Source organism: Limibacillus sp. (assembly GCA_037379885.1).
Lineage (GTDB): Bacteria > Pseudomonadota > Alphaproteobacteria > Kiloniellales > CECT-8803 > JARRJC01.
The window spans coordinates 36,459-58,754 of record JARRJC010000010.1; the positions used below are offsets into that span (position 1 = coordinate 36,459).

The 22,296-nt window shown below is 67.3% G+C and carries 22 protein-coding genes; 5 read left to right on the top strand and 17 right to left on the bottom strand.

What is annotated here, in order from left to right; translation table 11 throughout:
• Nucleotides 1-53 precede the first annotated feature (53 nt).
• On the top strand, nucleotides 54-1,331 hold the full coding sequence (locus tag P8X75_05110; GenBank protein MEJ1994580.1) for a DUF4010 domain-containing protein: 1,278 nt from the start codon (nucleotides 54-56) through the stop codon (nucleotides 1,329-1,331).
• A gap of 4 nt (nucleotides 1,332-1,335) precedes the next feature.
• Here the strand turns inward: P8X75_05110 and P8X75_05115 are convergent, their stop codons facing one another.
• From P8X75_05115 to ftsE, 5 genes are all read right to left on the bottom strand, one after another.
• Entirely contained in the window at nucleotides 1,336-3,624 is a 2,289-nt protein-coding gene (locus tag P8X75_05115) for an adenosylcobalamin-dependent ribonucleoside-diphosphate reductase (GenBank protein ID MEJ1994581.1), read from the bottom strand.
• Between the two features lie 92 nt (nucleotides 3,625-3,716).
• Nucleotides 3,717-4,451 carry a lysophospholipid acyltransferase family protein gene (locus P8X75_05120; GenBank protein MEJ1994582.1) on the bottom strand — a complete coding sequence of 245 codons (735 nt, stop codon included), beginning with the start codon at nucleotides 4,449-4,451 and terminating at the stop codon, nucleotides 3,717-3,719.
• Between the two features lie 7 nt (nucleotides 4,452-4,458).
• Nucleotides 4,459-5,100, bottom strand: coding sequence for a YdcF family protein (locus tag P8X75_05125; protein MEJ1994583.1), 642 nt, complete (start codon nucleotides 5,098-5,100; stop codon nucleotides 4,459-4,461).
• A gap of 29 nt (nucleotides 5,101-5,129) precedes the next feature.
• Nucleotides 5,130-6,017, bottom strand: coding sequence for a hypothetical protein (locus P8X75_05130; GenBank protein ID MEJ1994584.1), 888 nt, complete (start codon nucleotides 6,015-6,017; stop codon nucleotides 5,130-5,132).
• Between the two features lie 10 nt (nucleotides 6,018-6,027).
• Nucleotides 6,028-6,696 (bottom strand): cell division ATP-binding protein FtsE, encoded by a 669-nt coding sequence (gene ftsE / locus P8X75_05135; GenBank protein ID MEJ1994585.1) that lies wholly within the window; start codon nucleotides 6,694-6,696, stop codon nucleotides 6,028-6,030.
• Nucleotides 6,697-6,896: 200 nt separating this feature from the next.
• On the opposite strand from ftsE, the gene P8X75_05140 reads away from it, so the two are divergent.
• Nucleotides 6,897-7,721 carry a DUF3426 domain-containing protein gene (locus tag P8X75_05140; GenBank protein ID MEJ1994586.1) on the top strand — a complete coding sequence of 275 codons (825 nt, stop codon included), beginning with the start codon at nucleotides 6,897-6,899 and terminating at the stop codon, nucleotides 7,719-7,721.
• Nucleotides 7,722-7,748: 27 nt separating this feature from the next.
• Here P8X75_05140 and P8X75_05145 read toward each other — a convergent pair whose 3' ends face one another.
• The 4 genes from P8X75_05145 to argH form a co-directional block, all read right to left on the bottom strand.
• Complete coding sequence (locus tag P8X75_05145; GenBank protein MEJ1994587.1) at nucleotides 7,749-10,310, bottom strand: TIGR02302 family protein; 2,562 nt, start codon at nucleotides 10,308-10,310, stop codon at nucleotides 7,749-7,751.
• Nucleotides 10,311-10,384: 74 nt separating this feature from the next.
• Nucleotides 10,385-11,689, bottom strand: a complete 1,305-nt coding sequence (gene lysA, locus P8X75_05150) for a diaminopimelate decarboxylase (GenBank protein ID MEJ1994588.1) — start codon at nucleotides 11,687-11,689, stop codon at nucleotides 10,385-10,387.
• Entirely contained in the window at nucleotides 11,686-11,976 is a 291-nt protein-coding gene (locus tag P8X75_05155) for a hypothetical protein (protein MEJ1994589.1), read from the bottom strand. The genes lysA and P8X75_05155 overlap by 4 nt, the downstream gene beginning before the upstream one ends.
• A complete protein-coding gene (gene argH, locus P8X75_05160; protein MEJ1994590.1) occupies nucleotides 11,973-13,409 on the bottom strand; it encodes an argininosuccinate lyase in 1,437 nt (478 codons plus the stop codon). Before argH ends, P8X75_05155 begins: the two co-directional genes overlap by 4 nt.
• Nucleotides 13,410-13,425: 16 nt before the next feature.
• Here argH and P8X75_05165 point away from each other — a divergent pair, with 16 nt between their 5' ends.
• Nucleotides 13,426-14,046, top strand: a complete 621-nt coding sequence (locus P8X75_05165; GenBank protein MEJ1994591.1) for a TlpA disulfide reductase family protein — start codon at nucleotides 13,426-13,428, stop codon at nucleotides 14,044-14,046.
• Nucleotides 14,047-14,114: 68 nt separating this feature from the next.
• Entirely contained in the window at nucleotides 14,115-14,750 is a 636-nt protein-coding gene (locus tag P8X75_05170) for a DUF6134 family protein (GenBank protein ID MEJ1994592.1), read from the top strand.
• Between the two features lie 3 nt (nucleotides 14,751-14,753).
• Here the strand turns inward: P8X75_05170 and P8X75_05175 are convergent, their stop codons facing one another.
• Both P8X75_05175 and P8X75_05180 read right to left on the bottom strand, forming a co-directional pair.
• Entirely contained in the window at nucleotides 14,754-15,782 is a 1,029-nt protein-coding gene (locus P8X75_05175; protein MEJ1994593.1) for a permease, read from the bottom strand.
• 64 nt (nucleotides 15,783-15,846) lie between these two features.
• The gene (locus P8X75_05180; protein MEJ1994594.1) at nucleotides 15,847-16,161 is read right to left on the bottom strand and encodes a metalloregulator ArsR/SmtB family transcription factor; all 315 of its coding nucleotides are present in this window, start codon (nucleotides 16,159-16,161) and stop codon (nucleotides 15,847-15,849) included.
• 175 nt (nucleotides 16,162-16,336) lie between these two features.
• On the opposite strand from P8X75_05180, the gene P8X75_05185 reads away from it, so the two are divergent.
• Complete coding sequence (locus tag P8X75_05185) at nucleotides 16,337-16,600, top strand: DUF3892 domain-containing protein (protein MEJ1994595.1); 264 nt, start codon at nucleotides 16,337-16,339, stop codon at nucleotides 16,598-16,600.
• Nucleotides 16,601-16,669: 69 nt separating this feature from the next.
• Here the strand turns inward: P8X75_05185 and P8X75_05190 are convergent, their stop codons facing one another.
• From P8X75_05190 to P8X75_05215, 6 genes are all read right to left on the bottom strand, one after another.
• Nucleotides 16,670-17,563, bottom strand: coding sequence for a 3-hydroxybutyryl-CoA dehydrogenase (locus tag P8X75_05190; protein MEJ1994596.1), 894 nt, complete (start codon nucleotides 17,561-17,563; stop codon nucleotides 16,670-16,672).
• 141 nt (nucleotides 17,564-17,704) lie between these two features.
• Nucleotides 17,705-18,649, bottom strand: coding sequence for an FAD-binding protein (locus P8X75_05195; GenBank protein MEJ1994597.1), 945 nt, complete (start codon nucleotides 18,647-18,649; stop codon nucleotides 17,705-17,707).
• Nucleotides 18,650-18,652: 3 nt separating this feature from the next.
• Entirely contained in the window at nucleotides 18,653-19,402 is a 750-nt protein-coding gene (locus P8X75_05200; GenBank protein MEJ1994598.1) for an electron transfer flavoprotein subunit beta/FixA family protein, read from the bottom strand.
• 352 nt (nucleotides 19,403-19,754) lie between these two features.
• Nucleotides 19,755-20,318, bottom strand: a complete 564-nt coding sequence (locus P8X75_05205) for a cob(I)yrinic acid a,c-diamide adenosyltransferase (GenBank protein ID MEJ1994599.1) — start codon at nucleotides 20,316-20,318, stop codon at nucleotides 19,755-19,757.
• Between the two features lie 40 nt (nucleotides 20,319-20,358).
• Nucleotides 20,359-20,553, bottom strand: coding sequence for an HIG1 domain-containing protein (locus P8X75_05210; GenBank protein ID MEJ1994600.1), 195 nt, complete (start codon nucleotides 20,551-20,553; stop codon nucleotides 20,359-20,361).
• 44 nt (nucleotides 20,554-20,597) lie between these two features.
• A complete protein-coding gene (locus P8X75_05215) occupies nucleotides 20,598-22,295 on the bottom strand; it encodes an acyl-CoA/acyl-ACP dehydrogenase (protein MEJ1994601.1) in 1,698 nt (565 codons plus the stop codon).
• Nucleotide 22,296 lies beyond the last annotated feature (1 nt).

Genomic DNA, 22,296 nt, shown 5'->3' on the forward strand with positions numbered 1-22,296 from the left:
CGCCGCCCGCTAGCCTTATTTCAGATGGCGCTGATATTGAGCGGTTGCCCAGCATGACCTTCGAAGCCGATTTCGATCTTCTGATCCGCCTGACCGTGGCGCTGGCCGTCGGCCTTTTGATCGGCGCGGAGCGGGGCTGGGAGAACCGCAAGCTTGCCGAGGGGATGCGCGCGGCCGGCATCCGCACCTTCGGCCTCGTCTCGCTCTTCGGCGGGCTCTGCGTGCAGTTGGAGGACGCGGCGGGAGACTGGGTGACGGCCGCGGGCTTCGTCGCCCTTGCCGGGCTCGCCTGGTTGGCCTACCGGCAGAAGCTGGAGCAGAAGACCGACCTCAGCGCGACCTCCGGCGTGGCGCTCCTGACCGCTTACGGGCTGGGCGCTCTGGCCGGGGCGGGCGAGTTGGAGGTCGCCGGCGCCGCCGCCGTGGTGGTGACGGTGCTGCTGGGCAGCAAGCCGGAGCTGCACGGTCTTCTGGAGAGAGCCGACAGGTCGGAGATCGCGGCGGTCCTGAAGCTGCTGCTGATCTCCGTGGTTCTGCTGCCGATCCTGCCCGATCAGGGCTATGGCCCCTGGAACGCGCTCAACCCCTACAAGATCTGGTGGATGGTGGTGCTGATCGCCGGGCTCTCCTTCTCCGGCTATCTGGCGGTGCGCGCGCTGGGCTCTGAAAAGGGAGTGCTGCTGACCGCTCTCCTGGGCGGGCTCGCCAGTTCCACGGCGGTGGCTCTCAACCTTGCGCGCCTGGGCCGCAAGCGCAAACAGGGCCAGCGTCTGCTGGCCGCGGGCGTTCTGCTCGCCTCCGGCACCATGTTCGCGCGCATGCTGGTGGTGGCCACGGTGATCGATCCTCAGGTGGCGCTGCGCCTGGGACCGGCCCTGCTCGCCGCCTTGGCCGGCTGTTACGCCGTCGCCTTCGCCGCCTGGCGCGGCGCCAAACCGCAGGAGGGCGACGACAGCCTGCTGCCGCCCAATCCCTTCGAGTTCTGGGTCGCCGTGCAGTTCGGCGCCTTGCTGGCCGCGATCCTTTTACTGTCCCAGGCGCTGCGGGCCTGGCTGGGTTCGGCGGGGCTCTATCTTCTGGCTCTGGTGTCGGGCCTGGCCGATGTCGACGCCATCACGCTTTCCTACAGTTCGCTCGCAGGGGAGGGAGGCACCACCCTGGCGATCGCCGGGCTCGGCATGATGATCGCCGCCGCCTCCAACTCCCTGGTCAAGGCGGGGATGGTCCAGATCATCGCAGGCGGCGTCATGGCGCGCTGGACGGGGGCGGGCTTCGCCGCCGCCCTGATTCTAGGGTTCTCCGTTTACTGGTTGCCGATGCCCTGGCTCTAGAGCGTCAGGAGCAGCGGGAGTGGCCGCATGCGGTACAGAGGTCGCAGCCTTCCTGCTTGATGAGCGCCGCCGAGCCGCAGCGCGGGCACTGCGCGGGGCGTGCGGCGCCTTCGCCCGACGCCACGGCGCGCCGCGCCTCCTCCCCGATCTCGGCCGGTCCTGAGAGGAAGCCGATCTCGATCATGTGCTGCTCGATGACCTCGCCGATCGCGGCCAGGAGGGAGGGTAGGTAGCGCCCCTTCATCCAGGCGCCGCCGCGCGGGTCGAACACGGCCTTCAGCTCCTCCACGACGAAGGCGACGTCGCCGCCCCGGCGGAAGACCGCCGAGATCATGCGGGTCAGCGCCACGGTCCAGGCGTAGTGCTCCATGTTCTTCGAGTTGATGAAGATCTCGAAGGGCCGCCTGCGCCCGTCCTGCACGATGTCGTTCAGGGTGATGTAGATGGCGTGGTCGCTCTCGGGCCATTGAAGCTTGTAGGTCCTGCCGGGCAGCGCTTCGGGCCGGTCGAGCGGCTGGGACATGTAGACCACGCTCTCGTGCGGGCCGCCCTCGCCCGGTTCCTGATCGGCGGCGCTGGAGGGCGGGGTGGACTCGACCTCCAGGACCGCGCCGGTGACCTCGTTGGGCCGATAGGTCGTGCAGCCTTTGCAGCCCATGTCGTAGGCCTGCAGGTAGACCGACTTGAAGCCATCGAAGGAGATGTCCGCGGGCAGGTTAATGGTCTTGGAGACCGAGGAATCGATGTAGCGCTGCACCGTCGCCTGCATGACGAGATGCGCGCTGGGCTCCAGCCGCTGGGCGTCCACGAATGCCTCGGGCAGCGGTTCTTCCTTGCCCTTCAGCCGATGGAACAGTTGCTGGGCGTAGTCCTCCACCTTCTCCTGCTTGCGGCTGCCGTCGGGCAGCAGGATGTTGCGGCGGTAGGAAAAGGCGAAGACCGGCTCCAGGCCGGAGGACACGTTGCCCGCGAGCAGCGAGATGGTGCCGGTCGGCGCGACCGAGGTCACGAGCCCGTTGCGGATGCCCATGCGGGCGATGTCTTGCTTCAGATCTTCGGGCAGGGTCTTCACGCTCTCCGAGGCCAGGAACTTCTCGGAATCGAACAGCGGGAAGGCCCCCTTCTCGGTGGCGAGGTCCACCGAAGCCGCATAGGCCGCGTCGCGGAACACCGTCATCCAGCGCTCGGTCGCCGCGACGGCTTCGCGGCTGCCGTAGGTCAGGCCGCAGAGGATCAGCGCGTCGGCCAGCCCGGTGATGCCGAGGCCGATGCGCCGCTTGGTCTTGGCTTCCTCGGCCTGCTCGGGCAGGGGAAAGCGCGAGACCTCTATGGCGTTGTCGAGCATGCGCACGCCCAGGCGCGTCAGGCGCTCCAGCTCCTCAAGGTCGAGCTCCGCGTCGCCCTCGAAGGGCCGCTTGACCAGCCGCGCGAGATTGACCGAGCCCAGCAGGCAGGCGCCGTAAGGCGGCAGCGGCTGCTCACCGCAGGGGTTGGTCGCGAAGATCTCCTCGGCGTAGGAGAGGTTGTTCATCTGGTTGACGCGGTCGATGAAGATCACGCCGGGCTCGGCGTAGTCGTAGGTGGCCCGCATGATCTTGTCCCAGAGCTCGCGGGCCTTGACGCTGCGGAAGGTCTCTCCATTGAACTGGAGGTCCCAGTCCTTGTCCTCGCGCACCGCCTCGACGAAGGCGTCGGTGACCAGGACCGAGAGATTGAACATGCGCAGGCGGCTGGACTCCTGCTTGGCGGTGATGAAATCCTCGATGTCCGGATGGTCGCAGCGCAGCGTGCCCATCATCGCGCCGCGCCGGTGGCCCGCGCTCATGATGGTGCGGCACATGGAATCCCAGACGTCCATGAAGCTCAAGGGGCCCGAGGCGTCGGCGCCCACCCCCTTCACGGCGGCGCCGCGCGGGCGCAGGGTCGAAAAGTCGTAGCCGATGCCGCCGCCCATCTGGAGCGTCAGGGCGGCTTCGCGCAGGTTGGCGAAGATCTCGCCCATGGAATCGCCGATGCGGCCCATGACGAAGCAGTTGAAGAGCGTCACGTCCCGATCGCTGCCCGCGCCCGCCAGGATGCGCCCGGCGGGCAGGAACTTCAGCGCGGTCATGGCCCCGGCGAAGCGCTCCTCCCAGAGCGCCGGGTCGCGCTCGACGGCGGCCAGCGCCTTGGCGACGCGGGCAAAGGAATCCTCCGGGCCAGCTTCCGTGCTGGCGCCGTCCGCCGCCTTCAGACGGTACTTCATGTCCCAGATCTCGCGGGAGATCGCGGGGAGTTCCAAGGCTTCGCTCATGACTGCTTTCTGCTTGTTACGGCCGCCAGTGTCAGCCCTATAGAATAGGGCGGTAAGCGTTTGAAATCAAGGAATGTTCTATGAACGTTCGCTTAACGCCGCCGGCGGTCTTCGGCCTCGGCCAGGAGTCGTGCGCTGGCCGCCTCGATCTCCCGTTCCAGGCGTTCCATCACGGCATGGCGCTCAAGGCCGGGCGGGATCGGCGGGAGGACCTCCAGAACGATGGTCCCCGGGTTCTTGAGCCAGGCGTTGCGTCCCCAGAAGAGACCTGAGTTGAGAGCGATCGGCACGATCGGCAGGCCCGTCTCCCGGTAGATCGCCGCGACGCCGGGGTGGTAGGGCAGTTTCTTGCCGGGCTCGGTGCGGGTGCCTTCGGGATAGATCACGATGGAGCGCCCCTCCGCTGCGCGCTGCTTGGCCTCCGTCAGCATCGCCTTCAGCGCCTTCGCGCCGGCGGCGCGGTCCACCGCGATCATGCCGGAACCCTTGAGCAGGCGGCCGAACAGCGGGATCCGCGTCAGCTCGACCTTGAGCACGTAGGCCGGATAGAGCTTGGGCGTCAGGTGCGGCAGGACCAGGGTCTCCCAGGCGGACTGGTGCTTGCTGGCGATGATCGCCGGACCGTCTGGCAGGTTCTCCAGCCCCCGGTACTCCGCCTTCACACCGCAGAGCCAGCGCAGCAGGAAGAGCGTCACCGCCGTCCAGATCTTCCCCAGGATATAGGTCGCCCGGTGGTGGAGCAGCAGGCAGGGAAGCCCGCCGATGCTGATGATCGCCGACCAGATGAAGAAGAGGATGGTGAAGAGGAGTGAACCCAGGATACGCATCGCCGCCTCAGCCCGTCAGACCCTGCCAGAAGGCGCGCCAGGAAACGCGCACCCGCGCCACAAGGTACTTGCTGTACTCGGTGACGATAAGAGCGCTCGAACCCGGCCAGAGGTACCAGTTGCGCTGCCGGAAGCCCTGCGGGAAGACCGGGTGGGGCAGGATTTCCACCTGCGGCATGGCCGCGCGGAACAGCAGCAGGCTGCGCGGCATGTGATAGGCCGCCGTGACCAGCCGCAGGGAGGAGAAGCCTTCCTCGGCCATCCAGGCGGCGGTCTCGCTGGCGTTGCCCTCGGTGTCGTCCGCCTCGTAGCCGACAGCGATGCAGCAGGCCAGCTCCTCGGGCGCGTCCTGGGAGAGGCGCAGAAGCGCGCGCACGTCAACGCCACGATAGACGCCGGACACCAGCAGCTTTTCCGCCCGTCCCTCGGCGAGCAGGCGGAAGCCTTCGGAAAGCCGCTCGCTGCCGCCTGTCAGCACCACGATGGCGTCGCTTTCCCGCTCAGGCTCCTCGACGGCTTCGGGCATGGAGGCGACGAAGAGGAACAGACCCGAGAGCCACAACCCCAGCAGCAGAAGCAGCAGCAGAAGCAGGCGCCGCAGCCAGCGCCGCTTCCGGGTTTCCTTGAAAATCGGCTTGTCGCCGGGCATCTCCTGTCCCCTCGGCTCCGGTCAAAGCGTCAGGATAGATCGGTCAGACTTCTAAGCACCGTGCGCCGGGCGGTGACCATGGCGATCACCGCCGTCAGCACCGGCAGGGCGGCCATGAGGCCCCATTCAACGGGGCCGAAGCGCACTTGCGGGAAGATCGCCGTTTCCCCGCCCGCCAGCAGCGTCCCGATCAGCAGCACCACCGGCACGGCGATCAAAAGCCCGATGGCGCCGCCGGTCAATCCCATGGAGAGCGCCTGACGCTGGAACTGCCGGGCGACATAGGCGTCCTTGGCCCCGATGAGGTGCAATAGCTCGATGACCTCGTGATGGATGGCAAGGCCTGTGCGGGTCACGTAGACCACCGCCAGCATGGCCGAGACGCCGACCACGACCAGCAGGCCGAGCGCCAGAAGCTGCAGGCTCCGCAGATTGTTCAGGACCTCCCCCAGCCAGCGCTGATGATCGTCGATCACGGTGCCCGGCGCCGCCTCCTGAAGCTTGATCGAGATGGCCGTCAGGTCGGGATCGGCCTCATCGGACAGGGTGACGGCGATCAGGCTCGGCAGCGGCAGCTCCTGAAGGCTGGAGCCGCTGCCGAGCCAAGGCTCGATCAGCGCGCGGGTTTCCGCCTCGCTCAGCAGTTCGACCTCCTCGACGCCGCCCTGGGCGCGCAGCAGGTCCACCACGCTCTCGACCTGGGCGCGCTGCAGCTGGTCCCTCACGCCGCCTTCGTTGGGCACCTGAACGGTCAGCTTGCCGGTGAAGGCGCTGCGCCAGTCGGTGACCACGGCGTTCATGGAGAGCGCGCCGGCGAGGGCCAGGGCCGCCAGGAACACCATGAAGCCGATCAGGAGCGGCAGGAAGCGCGCGGAGGCGTCCTTCTTGAGCGGCAGGTCGGAGCCCATGAAGATCATCGCTCCCCCCTCACTCCGGCGGGGGCAGGATTTCAAGCCTGCCGTCGCCGAGTTGCATGAGCGGGTGGGGAAAGCGCCGGACCAGGCTCTCGTTGTGGGTCGCCACCACGACGGTCGTGCCGACCTTGTTCAACTCCTCGAACAGGTACATCAGCCGGATCGCCATGCGGTCGTCCACGTTGCCGGTCGGCTCGTCGGCGATGATGAGGTTGGGCCGCGTGATGACGGCGCGGGCGATGGCCACGCGCTGCTGCTCTCCGCCCGAAAGCGTCAGGGGGTCGGCCTCGATCTTGTCGCCCAGCCCGACCCATTCCAGCAGTTCGCGCACGTGGGCCTGCCACTTGGGTTCGCGCTTGCCGGTCACCTTCAAGGGCAGAGCCACGTTCTGAAAGACGTTGAGGTGGGCGAGCAGGCGGAATTCCTGGAACACCACGCCGATGCGCCGGCGCAGGATCGCCATGTCGTCGCGCGGCATGTCCGCGACCTCGCGCCCGAAGAGGCTGATTCGTCCGCGGGTCGGCATCATGGCGAGATACATCAGCTTCAGCAGCGATGACTTGCCCGCGCCGCTGGGACCCACGACGTAGTGGAAGCTGCCCGGCTCCAATTCGAAGGAGACGTCGCTCAGCGTCTCAGCGCCGCTGCCGTAGCGCAAAGCCACCTCATCGAAATGGATCAATCGGTCTCTCCCAAGGGAAGTCGTTCGTCCCGCTCCGCATGACTGTAGCCCCCGCCGGGGGGTTTCGCAAAGTTGCTTGCGGGCTTGTCACAGGAATGCCCCCTTGCGCGCCTTGCACGGCGCGAATCGCCTACCTAAAGTAGGGACCGCCCTTCTCCTGACGCCCCTTTTTGTGTTTGCGCCGGATTGCCGCTGTTCCCATGCTTTTGACCTGCCCAGCCTGCGATACCCAGTACAAGGTCGACGATGGGGCCGTCGCGCCGGGCGGATCGCGCGTGCGCTGTTTCCGGTGCAGCTACACCTGGACCGCCAAGCCGGAAAAACAGGAGGTGGAGCCGGCGCAGGCCGAGGCGGAGTTGACGCCGAAACCCGCAGAGGGCGCGAAATCCGCAGAGGGCGCGAAACCAGAGGGCGCGAAACCAGAGGGCGCAAAGCCTGCGGCCCCGCCTCCCGAGGAGCCTTCGGCGGCGAAGCCCGAAGCGGCGTCCAAGCCCGCCGCCAAACCCGCTGAGAGCGCCGCTCCAGGCGTCAGCGACGACGACCTGCGCGAAAAGCTGCGTCAGGGCGTCGAGGAGGAGGCGGAGCGGTCGCTTTGGCCCTACTACCTTCTGATCCTTGTGCTTTCGATCACCCTGGCCGTGGTGGTCTGGACAAACCGTGAGACCCTGGCGACGGCGCACCCCATCGCGACCAAGGCCTTCAGCCTTTTCGGCTATGACGCGGTCCTGGTGGGAGAGGGCCTGAAGCTGGACTCGATTCGATCGGTCCGGCGGCAGACCGGGGATCAGCGTGAACTGCGTGTCGAGGGTGAGGTCGTGAACGTCTCCGATCAGGTGCGCGCGGTCCCTGCGCTCCGGATCCGTCTGCTCGACGAATCCGGCGCGGAGCTGGCGAGCTGGACCGAACAGCTCCGCGAGGAGAGCTTGCAGCCCGAAGAGCGCGCTCTCTTCTCTTTCTCGCGCGCCAATCCGCCGGAAGAAGCAGCCGACATCGGCATCGACTTCGTGCCGTTGCCCGCGGAATAGCGCCGGGCTCTCTCAGATGCTGAAAAATCAGAAGGGGCGCAGGAGCCGGTCGAGGTAGTTGCGCTCGACCTCGGGCCGCGTGCGCTCGCCCGAGCGCCGTTGCAGCTCTCGCAACAGTTCCTGGGCCCGCTGGCGGTCCGAGACCTCGGGAACGCCGACATCGCCCATCTCGCCCATGCCGCGGCCCGGCGGATTTCGGCCGAGCGGATCGCGGGAGGTGCCGGCGTCCTCGCCGAAGGTGCCGGCCTGGCCGCCCTGTCCTTCGCCCATCTGCTCCATGAAGCGCTCCACCAGGGACTGGGCGCCCTGTTGCAACTCGCTGAGGGCGTCCCGCTGGTTCTGGTTCGCAGCGCCAGGATTGTCGCCCCGGAGCTGGGACTCGGCGTTGCCCATCTCGCGTTGCGCTTCGCCGAGGGAAGGCGGCACCTGACCCGGCATCATCTGACCCAACTCGTCCATCAGGCGACCCAGTTCCTGGCGCAGACGCGCCTGGGCTTCCGCATCGGCCTGATTGTTGCCGTTGGGCGAACCCTGACCCTGTTGCGGTCCCTGCTGGCCTTGCTGTCCCTCTTGCCCCTGTTCGCCCTGCTGCCCTTCCTGAGAGCGCCGGAAGCTGCGGTCCATCAGGTCGCGCTGGCGCTGAAGCATGGAGTTCATGTCATCCATCATCTCCATGCCGCGCTGGCCTTCGCCGTTCTGCGCCTGGGCCTGGGCGGTCTGCATGTTCTCCAGCATGTTGCGAAGCTGGGACAGCAGTTCCTGCGCGGTCTGGCGGGACCCGGCCTCGCTCATCTCCCGCGCGGCGTCCAGAAGGTCCTGAAGGTCCTGCCGGTTCAGGCTCTGCATATCCTGCGGGTTCAGCTCCTGCATCGGCCCGCCCTGCTCCATGTTCTGCAAAGCCTGACGCGTCAGTTCGTCGAGGTAGCGGTCCATGGCCGCCTGCAACTGCTCCATCAGCTTCTCGATCACCTCGTCCGGCGCGCCCTCGGCCAGCGCGCGCTGCAGCTGGTCCATCAGGGACATGAGGTCGCGCTGTGAGAGGTTGAGCTCGCCCTCCTCGATCCTGAGGGCCGTCTTCCAGAGCGTGTCCTGCACCTGACGGACCGAGTCCAGGTCTTCGTTGAACAGCAGGCGGCGCTGCGAGCTGTGGATCGCCAGCGCGACCACCACGTCGCCGAAGAAGTGCTCGGGCTGCTGGTAGATGCGCGAAAGCGCGCGCGCCACCGGGAAGCGGCGCGTCGGGTCCTGCGTCAACTGCTTACGCAGATCGACCAGCGCGCGCGCGACCGGATGCTGAAAGATGCGCTCGGGCAGGATGGTCTCGACGGCGTCGCTCTCGCCGGTCTGTCCGGCGGCGTCCTCGGCCAGCAGGGTGATGCTGACCGGCAGGCCCGCCCAGGGGTGCGGGGTGAAATCGTGGAAGGCCGACTGCTCGACCGTCGCCAATCCGCCCGAGGGCAGCAGAAGCTCCAGTTCGATCGGCGTTGCGTCCGGCCGGTCCACAAGACGGATCTCGGCACTGACGCGGGTCACGCCGTAGTCGTCCTCCGCGATGTAATCCAGGCGCAGCGCGGCGCGTTCGCTGCGCGACGGGGCGCTGGCGAACTCGATGGCCGGGGGCGCGTCCGGCAGGGCGTCGATGATCCAGGAACCAAGGGAGCGCGAGCCTTGCGTCACCTCAAGGGTGCCGCCGGCTTCAAGAAAGCCGACCGCCCGCTGGGCGTCGGCCGCGATGCCCTGGAACTCGGCCAGCGCCTCCCCATCCAGGGTGACGCTGGGCGTGCCGCTGCCGCCTTGAAGCTGCACCAGCACTTCGCTGCCGACGGGCAGGCTGAGCGCCGGAAGCGGCTGAGCCTCTTCAGACTCGTCTGCGCCTTGAGGGTTCTTGGCAGCCGCCGCCTGGGCGTCGTCCTGGCGCGAGGCGGAGGCGAGCACGGCGGGCGGCAGGCCGGTATAGCTGGGCGGCGTGATCCAGAGGTCGAGCTTGGCGACGGGGGCTTCAGGCCCGGTTATCTGGGGCGTCACGGCGCGCGCCAGGTTGCCGCGCCAATCCGTGCCGGCGCTGACCAGCGCCACGACCAGCAGCAGACCGAGCGCGGCGCGCAGCGCCAAGGGATCGACCCGCTCAAGTCCCGTGCGCGGCGGTCCCAGGCGCAAGCTCCTGACCTGCCGCGCGAGGCGGCGCTGATGGGCGGCCCAGAGGCTGCGGCTCTGCGCATCGCTGCCGTCGAACAGCTGTTCATCCCAGGAGGAGAGGGGCCGGTGCTTCAGCCCGCTGTCCTGCTCAAGCCGCCGCAGTCCTTCGCGGCGGTCCGGCAGAACCAATCCCTTGAAGCCCCGAAGGCCGGTCCAGAGGAAGACGCCCGCGAGCGCAGCCAGAACCACGAGATGCAGCCAGCCGGGCAGCAGGGGAAGCAGATCGAAGAAGGCCAGAATGAAGAAGACCAGCAGCGTTGCCAGGGCGGGCCAGAGACGCGGCCAGAGCTTTTCCCAAAGGACCACGAACTGCGCCAGAGGCAGCAGAGCCTCGCCCGGATTGCTGCCGCCGGGAAGGGGGTCTTTGCGCTCTTTCGTCTCGTTCGGTTCCAAGGGCCCTCTTGCGCCTTTCCAGCCTGTCGAAACAGCCCCGGCGGACCCTGTCAATCGAATGCGGTCCTGTGGTGCTACCCCTTATGATCTGGCTTCTTGAGCCAGTCAGGCAAGCTATCCTGGGCAATCATTGTGGCATAATCCTGGCGCGCCCGCACCACGGCCATCTCGCCCTCCTTGACCATCACTTCGGGGGGCAGCGGGCGGGTGTTGTAGTTCGAAGACATGACCGCGCCATAGGCCCCGGCATGCGACAGAGCCAGCAAATCCCCGGCCTTCACCGGCGGCAGCTTGCGGTCGCGCGCGAAGTAATCCCCCGACTCGCAGACCGGGCCGACCAGGTCCGCCTCCTCGAAGCGCCAGCTGTCCTTCGGCGCCTCGGCGGTCAAAACCTCGTGATAGGCCTCATAGAGCGTCGGGCGGATCAGGTCGTTCATGGCGCCATCCACGATCAGGAAGCGCCTGCCGCGCTCTTCCTTCACATAGATCACCCGCGTCACGAAGAGTCCGGCGGCGGCCACCAGGTAGCGCCCCGGCTCGAAAGCCAGTTCGGCGTCCAGGCCTTCGGCCACCTCGCGCACGATCGCGGCGTAACTCTCCAGGTCCGGTCCGGCGCCCTGGTAGCCGACACCCAGTCCGCCGCCCAGGTCCAGCCGCGTTAGCGGCACGCCGGCGGCCTGCATCTCGCGGTAGAAGGCGGCGGTGCGCGAGAAGGCCTCGCGGAAGGGCGCGACGTCGGTCAGTTGCGAGCCGATGTGAACCGCCAGACCTTCCAGCGCGATCCCCGGCAGCTTCATGGCCGCCTGATAGATCTCCCGCGCGTGGTCCAGGTCGATGCCGAACTTGTCGGCCCGGCGGCCCGTGGCGATCTTCGTGTGGGTCTTGGCGTCCACGTTCGGATTGACCCGGATCGCGACCGGCGCGACCTTTCCGAGCGCACGGGCCACGGCGTCCAGGCGCTCCAGCTCTGGCCAGGATTCGGCGTTGAACTGTAGGATCCCGGCCTCCAGCGCGAAGGTCATCTCGCGCTCGGTCTTGCCGACCCCGGCGAAAACGATCTTCTCCGCGGGGATGCCGGCGGCCAGCGCGCGGCGCAGTTCACCTTCGGAGACCACGTCGGCGCCCGCACCCAGGTCGGCGAAGCAGCGGATCACCGCTTGATTCCCGTTGGCCTTCATGGCGTAGAAGACCTGGGCGTTCAATCCCTCGAGAGCGGCGGTGAAACGGCGGTAAGCGTCCTGCATGGCGCTGGCCGAATAGAGATAGAAAGGCGTGCCGACCCGCTCGGCGATCAGGGCGAGCGGCAGGCCCTCGGCCTCGAGGGCGCCGTTCCGGTAGGCGAACTCCGGAACCGCGGGCTGTGGGGCTGAATGGTTCACTGTGACAGCGGGTCCCTGACGGTGTCTTCTTCATCCTCGGCGAAGGGATCGTAGTAGGGGTCGCCTTCCTGCGGGTCGCTCGGCGCGGGTGCTGGGCCGGAATCGGGCGCAGTGGCGCCAGGGTTCACGCTGCTGGGCCGCGGATATTGGCGGGGGTAGGTCGCCTCACCCTGCCTTTCGTCCGGCAGGCGGACCCGGGCGCGCTTGCCGCAGGCCGAGAGCGCCGGCAGCGCCGCCAGGGCGGCGGCGCCCAGCAAGAGGCGGCGTCGGGTCAAGAAACGGCTCATAAAAAACGCTCCCGGGCGCGTTCGATCTGCTCGCGGACTTCCGAGGGCGAGGTTCCCCCATAACTGCGCCTCGACGCAACGGCCTTTTCAACCGAAAGGACCTGGAACACCCCCCCGGTGATCCCGGCATGGACCGCCTGCATGGCCTCCAGCGGCAGGTCGGCCAGATCGCAGCCCTGCTTCTCGGCCTCTGCGACCAGCGAACCGGTGATGTGGTGCGCCTCCCGGAACGGCAGGTTCAACTCGCGCACCAGCCAGTCGGCCAGATCGGTCGCGGTGATGAAGCCCGCCTGCGTCGCCTTCAGCAGGTTCTCGGGCACGGACCTCAGGTCCTCGATCATGCCGCGCATGGCGGTGGTCGAGAGGATCAGGGTCTCCGCCGCGTCGAAGACAGGCTCCTTGTCCTCCTGCATGTCCTTGCCGTAGGTCATGGGCAGGCCCTTCATGGTGATGAGGAGCGCGTTCAGCGAGCCGATCACCCGGCCGGTCTTGCCCCGGATCAGCTCGGCGGCGTCGGGGTTCTTCTTCTGCGGCATGATCGACGAGCCGGTGGTGAAGGCGTCGGACAGCACGACGAACCGGAAGCCCTGGTTGCACCAGAGCACCAGCTCCTCGGCCAGCCGCGAGAGATGCACGGCGAGGATCGACCCGGCGGAGAGGAACTCCAGGGCGAAGTCCCGGTCCGACACGGCGTCCAGCGAGTTGCACATGGGCCGGTCGAAGCCCAGGTCCTTGGCCGTCATGAAGCGGTCGATGGGAAAGGCGGTCCCGGCCAGAGCCGCCGCGCCCAGGGGACTCTCGTTCATGCGCCTGCGCGCATCGGACAGCCGCCCCCGGTCGCGGCCCAGCATCTCGACATAGGCCAGGAAGTGATGGCCCAGCGTCACCGGCTGCGCGGCCTGCAGGTGGGTATAGCCCGGCATGATGGTCTCGGCGTTGGCCTCGGCCTGATCGATCAGCGCGCCCTGCAGCTCCTTGACCGCCTGTTCCAGCGTGTCGAGGGCGTCGCGCACCCAGAGGCGGAAGTCCGTCGCCACCTGATCGTTGCGCGAGCGCGCGGTGTGCAGCCGCCCCGCGGGCGCGCCGATCAGTTCGCGCAAACGGTTCTCCACGTTCATGTGGATATCCTCCAGCGCGGCGGAGAAGGCGAACTCGCCTGCTTCGATTTCTCGCAGGATCGTGTCTAGACCTTCGGCGATCGCCTCGCCATCTTGTTTGGAGATGATCCCGGCGGAGACCAGCATGCGGGCGTGCGCCTTGGACCCCGCGATGTCCTGGGCGTAGAGCTTCTTGTCGAAGCCGATGGAGGCGTTGATCTTCTCCATCACCTCGGCAGGGCCCGCGGCGAAGCGCCCGCCCCACATCTGGTTGCTGGCGGGTTCTTTGCCGGTGTCGCTTTGGGGCCGGTTCTTGGACGTGTCGGAGTCGCTCATAACGGAGGTTTTCGCTTTGTCTGTTGCGCGTCGTCTTTTGGCCGCCCTTGTCCTGGCGTCCGGGATCGCGGTTGCGGTTTTCGGGCTGTCGGCCTCCCCGCTTCAGGCGGGAGAGCCGCCACTGGAAGGCCCGCTGGCCGGGAACTTTACTCTGCTCGCGCCGCCGGTGCCAGCGCCGGACATTCCCGTCACGGACGCCTTCGAAAAGCAGCGGCGGCTGGCGGACTATAAGGGCGGCGTTCTGCTGGTCAACTTCTGGGCCACCTGGTGCGCGCCCTGCGTCTACGAGATGCCCTCCCTGAACCGCCTCCAGGCCGATCTGGGCGACGAGGGCCTGACGGTGATGGCGGTCTCGGTCGACCGGCAGGGTCTCGCCGTGGTGCAGGGATTCTACGAGGACTACCGCCTGGACGCCCTGGACATCTTCCTCGACCCGCTGGGCGAACTGGCGACGGAATTGGGGGTCAAGGGCCTGCCGACCAGCTTCCTGCTGGACAAGCGGGGCCGCGTGGTGGGCAAGCTGCAAGGCTCGCTGGAATGGGATATCCCCGAGGTCAAGAAGCTGGTGCGCTACTACCTGAGCGAAGAGACGGGCACTGAGACGGGCGCAGAGACCATCAAGGCCTCCTTTCCTTGAGCGTCAGCTTTGCTAGTCTGGCAGGCAAGGGCCTCTCTCAAGAGGGGAGCAACAGGAGGAGCCGACCCATGAAGCCACGATATTCAGCCCTTTTGGCCTGCCTCACGCTCCTGCTGGGTCTGCCTTTCGCCGCGACGGGCGCTGCGGCTGAGACGCTCGTCTACGAGATCCAGCGCGATGGCGAGATCATCGGCGAGCAGCGCGTCGAGATCGAGGGGGACCGGGTGGAGATCACCCAGGAGATCGAGGTCAGCGCCCTATTCATCACGCTCTACAGCCGCAGCCACCGGCGCGTCGAGACCTGGTCGGAGGGGCGCATCCTGCGCATCGAGGCCACGACCGACGACGACGGCACGCCCTTCGAGCTTCTGATCGAGGCGGAGGGCGAGGGCTATCGCCGCACGGTCAACGGCGTGACCGAGAGCTTCGGAGCGGACTACGGCTTTGCGCCCGACTGGAATCTGGCGGTCGCCGACCGTCCCAAGGCGCTCTCCGCCCAGACCGACGAGATCTACGACCCGCTGATCATGGAGCGGCAGGGCCGCGACCTCGTGACCCTGGAACTCTCCTCGGGCAGCTACAGGACGCAGCGCTGGGAGGCCTCGGGCGCCTTCGAGCGCGACCTCTGGTACGACGAAGACGGTCGGCTGGTGCAGATGCTGTTCCAGAGCCGCGGCGCGCGCATCGAATACTTCCGTAAGTAGCGCCTAGAGCGGCAGCAGTCCGTAGGCGAGGCCCAGCAGAAGCGATCCGGCGAAGGCGAATCCCAGATAGGAGAGGAAGACCGGCAGGCGTGCCAGGGCGAAGACCGCGATGGCCGCCGGGATGGAACTGACCCCGCCGGCCAGCAGGAAGGCCATGCCGGCACCCGGCGCCATGCCCTGGGAGATCAGGCCCTCGACCAGCGGCAGGGCGGCATAGCCGTTCAGGTAGGCGGGCACGCCCACCATGACGGCCGCGAAGACCGGCCAGAAGTCCTCGCCCCCGATCAGGGCGGTCACGGTCTCCGCCGGGATATAGGCCAGCATCAGGCTTTCCAGCAGGAAGGCCAGCGCCAGCCACTTGCCCAGGAAGTAGGTGTTGGAGCCGAGGTTCTTCCAGAAGGTCTCCCGCCGCGCGCCCTCCGCCCAGAAGCGCCAGACCGGCGGCTGGCCGCTGCGCAGAGGAGCCGCGCCACAGCCGCCGTCGCCCACGCCCTCGCGCAAGGGATCGCCGAAACCGCCGAGCCGTTGTAGGAGGGCCGTCCCGAAGCCGCCCAGAAGGCCGAGCGCCACCGCCGAGAAGGTCTTGTAGAGCGCGAAGGTCAGCCCCAGCGTGCCGCTGGTCAGGACGAACATGGAGGGGTCCATGATGGGAGAGGAGAGCCAGAAGGCCATGACCGCGGGCAGCGGCACGCCCATGGCCAGCAGGGCCGCGATCAAGGGGATCACGCCGCAGGAGCAGAAGGGCGAGAGCGCGCCCATCAGCGCGGCCGCCGGGATCATCACGGCCAGCCGCCCGCTGAAGGCCTTGGCGATCAGCCGGTCCGAGCCGGAAGCCTTCGCGTAGGCCGCGATCAGGACGGAGACCGCCAGGAAGGGCGTGACCTCGAGCAGACTGCCGAGCGTGAAACCCAGGCTCGCCACCGCCTGCTCCGGCGCCATCAGCGCCAGGGCCGCCAGGATCGCCGCTATGGCCAAGAGCGCCGGATCGAGGCTCTTGAGGCTTCGGGAGAGCGAAAGGGCGAGGGCGGTCATGGCGTCACTCCTTGGAGCGTTATTTCGACAATCTTCGACATAGCAGCCCAAAAAAAGGGGCTGGTCAGGCCGCGCCCGCTTTCGGCAGGGGCTTGGCGTCGCTGCAGCATTCCTTCAGGAGGAACCCGAGGGTCTGCTCCATCACCTCGAACTGGGCGCGGCAGATCAGGGTGGTCGCCTGGCGCTCCTGCTCCACCAGCCCCACCGCGATCAGCTTATGGAGGTGATGCGATAGCGTGGAGCGCGGCACGCCGGTGCGCTGCTGCAGCTCGCCCACCGCCAAGCCCTCGCGCCCGGCGCGCACCAGCAGGCGATAGATCTCAAGCCGGGTCTCATTCCCCAGCGCTTCCAGACGTTTGGCTGTCTCTAAGAGGTTCATGAGAGGAAACATAGCGGCTCACAGGTGAAAATTCAACGATATTCCCGGGATTATCGAAATAACAGTCGAACGATCATTCAAAATAACCACCATAGTATGTTCAAAGATTCTTTTAGACAACTTATGCGAATCGTCTCATCCTTAGTGTCTCGCTAAAGGATGAGGAGGATCCGTCATGATCGATCGTTTGGTGACACAGAGCGGCAAGGACGCCGATGGCGACATCACGAAGCTTTGCAATCCGGGCGAGCACTGGTCGCCGGTTTCGAAGACCCAGGCGATTTCCCATATCGAGCAAGGCCTCTACCGCTACTACACGAGGGATTCCAACGGCAGGACGGCGGACGTCCAGGTCTACAAGCGCGACGGCGTGAAGCACCTGCGCACCGACTCGGATTCCTCCTCTGCGAATAACCTCGACAATCTGCCCGACTGCTAGGAAGGCAAAGAAAAAGCCCCCGGTCTGAGCGGGGGCTTGTTTCCTGTCGGCGCTGCTTGGCGCTATCCGTCACCGCGTGGGCGTCGGGACCTCGCCGGAGTAGTCGTAGAAGCCTCTGCCGGCCTTCTTGCCGACCCAGCCGGCCTCGACGTACTTCACCAGCAGCGGGCAGGGGCGGTACTTGGAGTCCGCAAGGCCCTCGTAGAGCACGTGCATGACGGCCAGACAGGTGTCCAGGCCGATGAAGTCGGCCAGTTCCAGCGGGCCCATGGGGTGGTTCGCGCCCAGCTTCATGGCGGTGTCGATCGCCTCGACCGAGCCGACGCCCTCGTAGAGCGTGTAGACCGCCTCGTTGATCATCGGCAGCAGGATGCGGTTGACGATGAAGGCCGGGAAGTCCTCGGCGGCGACGGAGGTCTTGCCCAGGCGGTCGGTGAGCTGGCGGACCGAATCGAAGGTTTCCTCGTCGGTCGCGATGCCGCGGATCAGCTCCACCAGCTGCATGACCGGCACGGGGTTCATGAAGTGCATGCCCATGAAGCGACCGGGGCGGTCGGTGGTGGAGGCGAGGCGGGTAATGGAAATGGAGGAGGTGTTGGAGGCGATCAGCGCGTTTTCCCGCAGGTGGGGACAGAGCTGTTTGAAGATCGAGCGCTTGACCTCCTCGTTCTCCGTGGCCGCCTCGACCACGAAATCGCAGTCGGAGAAGATCTTGTAGTCGACCCCGGTCTGGATGCGCTTCAGGGCCGCGTCGCGGTCCTCCTGGCTCACCTTGCCGCGCTGGACCTGGCGGTCGATGTTGTGGGTCAGGTGCTCCAGGCCCTTCTGGATCTGCTCTTCCCCGATGTCGGAAAGGCGGACCTCCAGGCCTGCGAGGGCGCAGACATGCGCGATGCCGCTGCCCATCTGCCCGGCGCCGATCACGCCGATGGTGTTGATCTCAGGAAGGCTCGATTCACTCATTTTTCATCCACCGCTTTGGGTCTTGTTATTGGTTTTCTTCAGGTTCGTTCTGGCGTGGGAGCCCTGGGCCCCCAGAATTCCCCGGAGGCGCTGAGGGCCTCCGGGGGGTCTTGGATCGTGCTGGTCCGGACAGGCTAAGGCTTAAAAGCCCGCCTTGCCCAGTTCTTCCTCCAGTTCCGGCACCGCCTGGAACAGGTCGGCGACCAGGCCGTAGTCGGCCACCTGGAAGATCGGCGCTTCGTCGTCCTTGTTGATGGCGACGATCACCTTGGAGTCCTTCATGCCGGCCAGATGCTGGATCGCACCGGAAATGCCGACCGCGATGTAGAGGTCTGGCGCGACCACCTTGCCGGTCTGGCCGACCTGATAGTCGTTGGGCACGAAACCGGCGTCGACCGCGGCGCGGCTGGCGCCGACGGCGGCGTTCAGCTTGTCGGCGATCTTCTCCAGCATGGCGAAGTTGTCGCCCGACTGCATGCCGCGCCCGCCCGAGATCACGATCTTCGCGGTGGTCAGCTCGGGCCGCTCGGACTTGGTCAGTTCCTGGCCCTTGAAGTCCACCAGGGACTGGGCCTCGGCCGCCGAACCATCCTCGACCGCTGCGCTGCCGCCCTCGGCGGCAACCGCCTCGAAGGAGGTGGAGCGCACGGTGATCAGCTTCACCGAATCGCCGGACTGCACGGTCGCCATGGCGTTGCCGGCGTAGATCGGGCGCACGAAGGTGTCCGCGCTCTCGACCCCGGAGATGTCGGAGATCTGCTGGACGTCCAGCAGGGCGGCCGCGCGCGGCAGCACGTTCTTGCCGAAGGTCGTGGCCGGGGCCAGGACGTGGCTGTAGTCGCCCGCCATCTTCACCAGCAGCGGCGCGATCGCCTCGGCCACCGAATGGGCGTAGGCCGCGTCGTCGACCTTGATGACCTTGGCGACGCCCTCGGCCTTCGCGGCCTCCTCGGCGACGCCGCCGACGCCTTCACCGGCGACCAGGACGTGGATGTCGCCGCCGATTTCCTTGGCGGCGCCCAGGGTGTTGAGCGTGGCCGGCGCCAGCGCCTGACCGTCGTGCTCTGCGAGAACAAGAATCGACATGGCTTAGATCACCTTCGCTTCGTTCTTCAGCTTGTCGACCAGTTCGCCGACGCTGCCGACCTTGACGCCCGCTTCACGCTTGGGCGGCTCGGTCACTTTCAGGACCTTGAGGCGCGGAGCCGTGTCCACGCCCAGGTCGCCCGGGGTCATGGTGTCGATCGGCTTCTTCTTGGCCTTCATGATGTTGGGGAGCGAGGCGTAGCGCGGCTCGTTGAGGCGCAGGTCCACGGAGATGACCGCGGGCATCTTGACCTCCAGGGTCTCCAGCCCGCCGTCGACTTCGCGGGTCACCTTGGCGCTGTCGCTGCCGACCTCCAGCTTGGAGGCGAAGGTGCCCTGGGCCCAGCCCAGGAGCGCGGCCAGCATCTGGCCGGTCTGGTTGGCGTCGTCGTCGATGGCCTGCTTGCCGCAGAGCACGAGGCCCGGGGCCTCCTTCTCGACCAGCGCCTTCAGCATCTTGGCGACGGCGAGCGGCTCCACCAGGTCGTCGGTCTGCACCAGGATGCCGCGGTCGGCGCCCATGGCGAGCGCGGTGCGGATCGTCTCCTGGGCCTGCTGCGGGCCGATGGAGACCGCGACGATCTCCTCGGCCTGGCCGGCCTCTTTCAGGCGGATGGCCTGCTCGACGGCGATTTCATCGAAGGGGTTCATGGCCATCTTGACGTTGGCCAGCTCAACGCCGGACTGGTCCGCCTTCACGCGAACCTTGACGTTGTAGTCGATCACCCGTTTGACCGGGACCAGAACTTTCATAGCGTTCCTCTCGCTTGGATCACGCTCGCCTCTGCCGGGCGGTGGCGCGGCTCGTCTTCTAGAGGTCTGTCACTGGAACGGCGGCCTGTTTCCGGCGCCTCCCCTCCCGGCTCTTTCGGGGGGCGGAGAGGGCTCGTCCCGGGTCGCGCGATCCGCTCATCTACCGCTCTATTTCGCGGTCGCACATTAGTTCCACGAAAGAAGCAAGTCAATTGAGCGAAAAGCGCCGCCTCCTTAGCCAATCCCGCCAGATTTGGCCTTTGTTCGCGGGTGCAGCAATGGGCCGCAGGGGCGGGCATGTCCAGAGCGCACCCCAGAGCGTACCCAGGGCGTACCCCGAACGCGGCCCGGTTCAGCGGTTGGCGCCGGGCACCCAGAGCACGTCGGCCTCGCCCTTGCCGTTGGCGTGGCGGGCCATGACGAACAGCAGGTCGGAGAGGCGGTTGAGGTAGCGCACCACCTCGGGATTGATGGTCTCGCGGTCGGCGAGTTCCACCACCTCGCGCTCGGCCCGGCGCGTGACCGTGCAGGCGTGGTGCAGGTGCGCAGCAGCCGCATTGCCGCCGCGCAGGATGAAGGACTTGAGCGGCTTCAGGTCGGCGTTCAGGCGGTCGATTTCCTTCTCCAGGCGCTCGACCTGGGCCGCCTCGACGCGCAGCGGCGGATACTCCGGCTTCTCGACCTCGGGCGTGCAGAGGTCCGCGCCCAGGTCGAAAAGGTCGTTCTGCACCCGCTCCAGCACCGAGTCATGGTCGCCGTCGGTGTGCAGGCGCGCCAGGCCCAGGACGGCGTTGGCCTCGTCCACCGTGCCGTAGGCGGCGATGCGCAGGTCGTACTTGGCGCGCCGCTCGCCGGAGCCGAGCGAGGTCTTTCCCTTGTCGCCGCCGCGCGTGTAGATGCGGGTGAGCTGAACCATCGAGGGGCCCTCTCGTTTCGGGGTTGCTGCTTTCGGGGCGTTACTTGCCGATCAACAGCGCCAGGACCAGCAGCCCCAGCGTCACGCCCTGCGAGATGACCCGCGCGCGCATCAGCTTGTTGCCCCACTTGTCGTTAACCGGCCCGCCCTTGGCCATGACCACCACGCCCGCCATCAAAATGGCCAGCGTGACGAAAAGCGCAATACCGACAAGAACGAAAATGAACGTCTGCATGGCGGGCACATATAGCGCGGGTCAGGAGGCGGGGCTAGGGGGATTCAATTCCGTCCAGGCGCCAGCAGCCCGCGCGTGATCACCTGGGCCTGAATCTCGGCGGCGCCTTCGAAGATGTTGAGGATGCGGGCGTCGCAGAGGACGCGGGAGATTTCGTATTCCTGGGCGTAGCCGTTGCCGCCGTGGATCTGGAGCGCATTGTCGGCGTTGGACCAGGCGACGCGCGCGCCCAGGAGCTTCGCCATGCCCGCCTCGATATCGCAGCGCCGGTCGGAGTCCTTCTCGCGCGCCGAGAAGAGGGTCAGCTGGCGGGCGATCATGGTCTCGACCGCCATCCAGGCGAGCTTGCCGGAGACGCGGGGAAAGCCGTAGATCGCCTTGCCGAACTGCTGGCGCTCGCGCGCGTACTTGAGGCCGATCTCCATCGCCGACTGCGCCACGCCGACGGCGCGCGCGGCCGTCTGGATGCGCGCGGACTCGAAGGTCGCCATGAGCTGCTTGAAGCCCTGGCCCTCCTCCCCGCCCAGCAGGTTCTCGGCCTTCACCTCGAAGCCGTCGAAGGCCAGTTCGTATTCCTTCATGCCCCGGTAGCCCAGGACCTCGATCTCGCCGCCGGTCATGCCCTCGGCGGGGAAGGGCTCGGCCTCGGTTCCGCGCGGCTTTTCGGCCAGGAACATGGAAAGGCCCTTGTAGCCCTTCTCCTCCGGGTTGGTGCGCGCCAGCAGCGTCATGACGTCGGAGCGCGCGGCGTGGGTGATCCAGGTCTTGTTGCCGGTGATCTTGTAGGTCGCCCCGTCCTTGACCGCGCGGGTCCTGAGCGAGCCGAGGTCGGAGCCGGTGTTGGGCTCGGTGAAGACCGCCGTCGGCAGGATCTCGCCCGAGGCGATCCGGGGCAGCCATTTCTCCTTCTGCTCGGGCGTGCCGCCCAGGCGGATCAACTCGGCGGCGATCTCCGAGCGGGTGCCGAGAGAGCCGAGGCCGATGTAGCCGCGCGAGAGTTCTTCCGTCACCACGCACATGGCCGTCTTGCCCATGCCGAGGCCGCCCCACTCCTCGGGCACGGTCAGGCCGAAGACGCCCAGTTCGGCCAGCTCCTGGATCACCTCGATGGGGATCAGCTCGTCCTTCAGGTGCCACTGGTGGGCGGCCTCGCGGTGTTCCTCGGCGATGCGGCGGAACTGCTCGCGGATCATCTCCAGCGTCTCGTCGTCGTAGGCGGGGTCGCCGAAGGATCCGCCCTCCAGCGCGTCGCCGATCAGCGCGGCCAGACGCTGGCGCAGCGCCGCCGTGTTGCCCTCGGCGCGCAGTTTGGCGACGGCGGGATCGGCGGCCAGCCGCTGGGCCGCGTCGCCTGCGCCCAGGTCCTGCGGGCGCAGCACCTCGACCTGACTCAAGGCAATGCCGCCCAGCATCTGGCTTAGATACTCGCCGTAGGCCGCCTGGAGCATCAGCGCCTCGCGCTCGCCCAGCTTGCCCGCGGCCTCCAGCCGCTGGGCCCAGTGCAGCATCTCGCGCAGCGCGGCCACGTAGGTCGCGAGCCAGGCATAGCCGTGGCCGGCGAACTGCTCGGCCTCGAACAGCGCGGGATCGACCTTGCCGGCGGGCGCCACCTTCGCCTTGACCCCGGCCTTGGCGGCCTCCTGATAGCTCTCGGCGGCGGCCAGCGCCTGGGCGCAGAGCGCCTGTAGCTCGGGCAGCAGGGGGCTCTCGTCGCTCGGGGTCTTGAGGAGGGCTTCGCTCATG

What these genes read in the sequence shown, in the direction of transcription:
- P8X75_05110 (MEJ1994580.1), top strand. Translation starts at nt 54, where the DNA reads ATGACCTTCGAAGCCGATTTCGATCTTCTGATCCGCCTGACCGTGGCG.
- P8X75_05115 (MEJ1994581.1), bottom strand. Translation starts at nt 3,624, where the DNA reads ATGAGCGAAGCCTTGGAACTCCCCGCGATCTCCCGCGAGATCTGGGAC.
- P8X75_05120 (MEJ1994582.1), bottom strand. Translation starts at nt 4,451, where the DNA reads ATGCGTATCCTGGGTTCACTCCTCTTCACCATCCTCTTCTTCATCTGG.
- P8X75_05125 (MEJ1994583.1), bottom strand. Translation starts at nt 5,100, where the DNA reads ATGCCCGGCGACAAGCCGATTTTCAAGGAAACCCGGAAGCGGCGCTGG.
- P8X75_05130 (MEJ1994584.1), bottom strand. Translation starts at nt 6,017, where the DNA reads ATGATCTTCATGGGCTCCGACCTGCCGCTCAAGAAGGACGCCTCCGCG.
- P8X75_05140 (MEJ1994586.1), top strand. Translation starts at nt 6,897, where the DNA reads ATGCTTTTGACCTGCCCAGCCTGCGATACCCAGTACAAGGTCGACGAT.
- P8X75_05155 (MEJ1994589.1), bottom strand. Translation starts at nt 11,976, where the DNA reads ATGAGCCGTTTCTTGACCCGACGCCGCCTCTTGCTGGGCGCCGCCGCC.
- argH (MEJ1994590.1), bottom strand. Translation starts at nt 13,409, where the DNA reads ATGAGCGACTCCGACACGTCCAAGAACCGGCCCCAAAGCGACACCGGC.
- P8X75_05170 (MEJ1994592.1), top strand. Translation starts at nt 14,115, where the DNA reads ATGAAGCCACGATATTCAGCCCTTTTGGCCTGCCTCACGCTCCTGCTG.
- P8X75_05175 (MEJ1994593.1), bottom strand. Translation starts at nt 15,782, where the DNA reads ATGACCGCCCTCGCCCTTTCGCTCTCCCGAAGCCTCAAGAGCCTCGAT.
- P8X75_05180 (MEJ1994594.1), bottom strand. Translation starts at nt 16,161, where the DNA reads ATGAACCTCTTAGAGACAGCCAAACGTCTGGAAGCGCTGGGGAATGAG.
- P8X75_05185 (MEJ1994595.1), top strand. Translation starts at nt 16,337, where the DNA reads ATGATCGATCGTTTGGTGACACAGAGCGGCAAGGACGCCGATGGCGAC.
- P8X75_05190 (MEJ1994596.1), bottom strand. Translation starts at nt 17,563, where the DNA reads ATGAGTGAATCGAGCCTTCCTGAGATCAACACCATCGGCGTGATCGGC.
- P8X75_05195 (MEJ1994597.1), bottom strand. Translation starts at nt 18,649, where the DNA reads ATGTCGATTCTTGTTCTCGCAGAGCACGACGGTCAGGCGCTGGCGCCG.
- P8X75_05200 (MEJ1994598.1), bottom strand. Translation starts at nt 19,402, where the DNA reads ATGAAAGTTCTGGTCCCGGTCAAACGGGTGATCGACTACAACGTCAAG.
- P8X75_05205 (MEJ1994599.1), bottom strand. Translation starts at nt 20,318, where the DNA reads ATGGTTCAGCTCACCCGCATCTACACGCGCGGCGGCGACAAGGGAAAG.
- P8X75_05210 (MEJ1994600.1), bottom strand. Translation starts at nt 20,553, where the DNA reads ATGCAGACGTTCATTTTCGTTCTTGTCGGTATTGCGCTTTTCGTCACG.
- P8X75_05215 (MEJ1994601.1), bottom strand. Translation starts at nt 22,295, where the DNA reads ATGAGCGAAGCCCTCCTCAAGACCCCGAGCGACGAGAGCCCCCTGCTG.